Below are 3,184 nucleotides of genomic sequence, written 5' to 3'. Positions count from 1 at the left end.
CGCTCTCCCAGCTGAGCTATGGCCCCATATTTTTGTATGCCAAACCATTATACTACCTCAACACAATTTCCTGCAAATTCCTATTGTCGGCCTTGGTAGATTATTTTCTACTTCTTTTTAACAATTTTATAGCAATATGAAGCAATTAGACATCATTTCTTCTTTTTTCTCTATTTATCTTTCTTTTTCATTAAACCGTACAAATCCCATGATTCGTTAGGTCGTGTTTTTGTTTGATCGATTTCATTTTCAATTGAGACAGAGGAACTTCGTCACAAGCCTTGTCTATCTCGTGCTCATTGTAATCCTATTGGTGGGTGGAACAACATTACTGAACAATCATTTAGCCGAGGCGAAGCACACACTTGAGTATAACTTCGTCTACATCATCGTCAACCCAATTGGTTGTTTTGGAGGCATAGGAGCACTTCTAGGATTAAGCCTCTTGAATGGTTCATCTCGCGACAAGGAAACACGAAAAATCGATACGTCCAGATTACTGCTACTAGGGCTTCCTGCTTTTATAATCTCTCTCGCCCATGTTTGGGGTTACTTAGGACTTTTTCACAATCTTCCCGAAGTCTATACATACCTCCTCCAAAATGATCATATCATCATCATTGCGAACATCATTCTAGGACATACGCTCGTATCAAGCATATACCGAACACAAGCACACTAATCCATTCATTATCTACATCCTTATTGAATAACATTTATCCTAGATAACACGCTGTTCGTTAGGCGTGTTTCTTTGTGCTCATCGCAACACCTCATCTTACCCCGTTGTTTATCGGTCTACAGACTGACTGGAAAACCATTCCACAGAAGGTTTAACAGGTTGTAAATTACTTCTACAATGCAAATAGACTAAAAAACGAGTGCATACATTCCATCTTGAAGTAAGGAGAAATGGAAATGAACAATAATTTCAACATAGCAGTTTCGAACAGTTGTGAATGGGCTGTTCAAGCCCGTGGGCTCGTCAAAACATTCGGAGACAATCGCGCTGTGGATGGCGTAGACTTGAATGTTCGTGCTGGTTCGATATACGGCGTGCTGGGTCCGAATGGAGCAGGGAAAACAACGACGATTCGCATGTTGGCCACATTATTACGTCAGGATGCTGGCGAGGCACGAATCTTCGGACACGATGTCGTGAAGGAATCCCATATCGTCCGTCAATTAATTGGGGTAACCGGACAGTATGCATCGGTTGACGAGACCTTAAGTGCGACCGAAAATCTCATTATTTTCTCACGGCTTCTTGGTTTAGGTCGTGCTGAGGCACGGCGCAAGGCAGCTGACTTGTTAGAGGAGTTTGGCTTGTCAGAGGCAGCCAAGCGGCCGCTCAAGAACTTCTCCGGAGGCATGCGACGCAGGCTGGATTTGGCTGCGAGCCTCATTGCTCAGCCTCCGCTCATCTTTTTGGATGAACCGACAACAGGGTTGGATCCGCGTACGCGCTCACAGATGTGGGATACGATTCGCCGTTTAGTCGATACAGGCTCAACCGTGCTCCTCACCACACAGTACCTCGATGAAGCCGATCAGTTGGCAGATCGTATCGCGGTTATCGACCGCGGCCAAGTTGTCGCAGAAGGCACAGTGGATGAACTGAAGGCTTCCGTTGGAACGTCGTCGTTGCATTTAAGACTCCAACATGAAAAAGATATCGCCGATGCGCGTGCAATCGTAGACCAAGTACTTCAAGTCCGCTCCAATGTAACCGCCGAAGCTGGAACCATCACTGCACCGATGGCCGACGCCGACCAAGTAACCGACCTGTTGATCGCTCTGCGCAACAAAGAAATTCGACTTGCCGAAATCAGCGTACAGAAACCTACCCTTGACGAAGTATTTCTAACCATCACCGGGAACAGCTCTGCGAGTGCGATAGAGAACACGAACGCGATCCACAATACCGAACGCATGAACGTTAGAGAGGAGGCACGAGTATGAGTAATGCAACCGTAAATAAGAGCTCACACCATCAGTTAAAAAACTATGCCAGCTTCGGTCAGTCACTACGTAATTCAATGACAATGGCCTACCGTGGGCTGCTCAAAATAAAGCGTACCCCCGAGCAATTGTTCGATGTAACCATTCAGCCTATTTTGTTTACCCTCATGTTCACCTATATATTTGGCGGGGCAATCTCAGGAAATGTACATGATTACTTACCAATCATTATCCCCGGCATTCTTGTTCAGACGGTCATCACGAGTGCAGTCGCCACTGGTGTCCAATTGCGTGAAGATATGGATAAGGGCGTATTCGATCGCTTCAAGTCACTTCCGATTGCGCGTATTGCGCCTTTGGCGGGAGCCCTTCTAGCAGATACAATCCGTTTTGCCATTGCAACCGTACTCACTTTTGTGATGGGCTACTTAATGGGCTATCACCCAGCCGGAGGTCTAGGTTATGTCGCAATCGCCGGCTTGCTTGTCATTGCGTGCTCCTGGGCGGTCAGCTGGATTTTTGCCTTCTTCGGCGTCATTGCTCGTACAGCAGCTAGCGTACAAGGGATTGCCATGATGGTGCTGTTCCCGCTCACCTTTCTCTCCAATGCGTACGTACCGGTCAATACAATGCCAGATTGGCTTCAATGGTTTGCAAATATTAACCCAATCACCCATTTAGTAAGTGCTGTACGTGAGCTCGCCAATCAAGGTACGATCGGCATTGAATTTGGCCTCACTCTCCTGTGCGCTATGGTCATCGTAGCCATCTTTGCCCCACTCACCGTCCGCGCTTATATGCGCCGCACCTAAATTTCAAATACGCAGCCCTCAACAATTTAGGTAACTTATATACATCTGAACACGCAAATATAAACATGCACGGTAAGGAGTAGAGAACTAAATCCCTGCTCCTTATCGCATAATACGGGAAATGGAAGTATTCCTAACAGAGTCATACTACACCCTTAGCAGAGAAGGGAATATCCTTGAATATCCACGGATAACCCCCTTAATTCTATTTTACGAATCGCCTGTAGAGGTCTATACTAAGGATGTGTTAAGGAACAAGGCACTTCTCAACAGCTTCGTTCAATCGGGATGCTTCAATCCCCCTTGAACCCAGTTAATCAGATGGGTTCTTAGCTCAGTTGGTAGAGCAGTTGACTCTTAATCATCAGGTCGAGGGTTTGAACCCCTCAGAACCCACCAATTATGTGATC

Annotated in this window: 2 protein-coding genes and 1 tRNA gene; all 3 read left to right on the top strand. The window is 46.2% G+C overall.

The features are described from left to right. Positions 1 to 918 precede the first annotated feature (918 nt). Positions 919 to 1,962 (top strand): ATP-binding cassette domain-containing protein, encoded by a 1,044-nt coding sequence (locus BBG47_RS27475; RefSeq protein WP_065294394.1) that lies wholly within the window; start codon positions 919 to 921, stop codon positions 1,960 to 1,962. Continuing rightward, on the top strand, positions 1,959 to 2,774 hold the full coding sequence (locus BBG47_RS27470) for an ABC transporter permease (protein ID WP_065294393.1): 816 nt from the start codon (positions 1,959 to 1,961) through the stop codon (positions 2,772 to 2,774). The genes BBG47_RS27475 and BBG47_RS27470 overlap by 4 nt, the downstream gene beginning before the upstream one ends. 323 nt (positions 2,775 to 3,097) lie before the next feature. Beyond that, positions 3,098 to 3,173: transfer RNA gene (locus tag BBG47_RS27465), tRNA-Lys, on the top strand. Positions 3,174 to 3,184: the final 11 nt, after the last annotated feature.

The sequence above is a fragment of the Paenibacillus sp. KS1 genome, assembly GCF_001680695.1.
Taxonomy (GTDB): Bacteria; Bacillota; Bacilli; order Paenibacillales; family Paenibacillaceae; genus Paenibacillus_B; species Paenibacillus_B suaedae.
The sequence above is the reverse complement of the archived record's forward strand: the minus strand, read 5'-3'. Positions and strand labels throughout refer to the sequence as shown.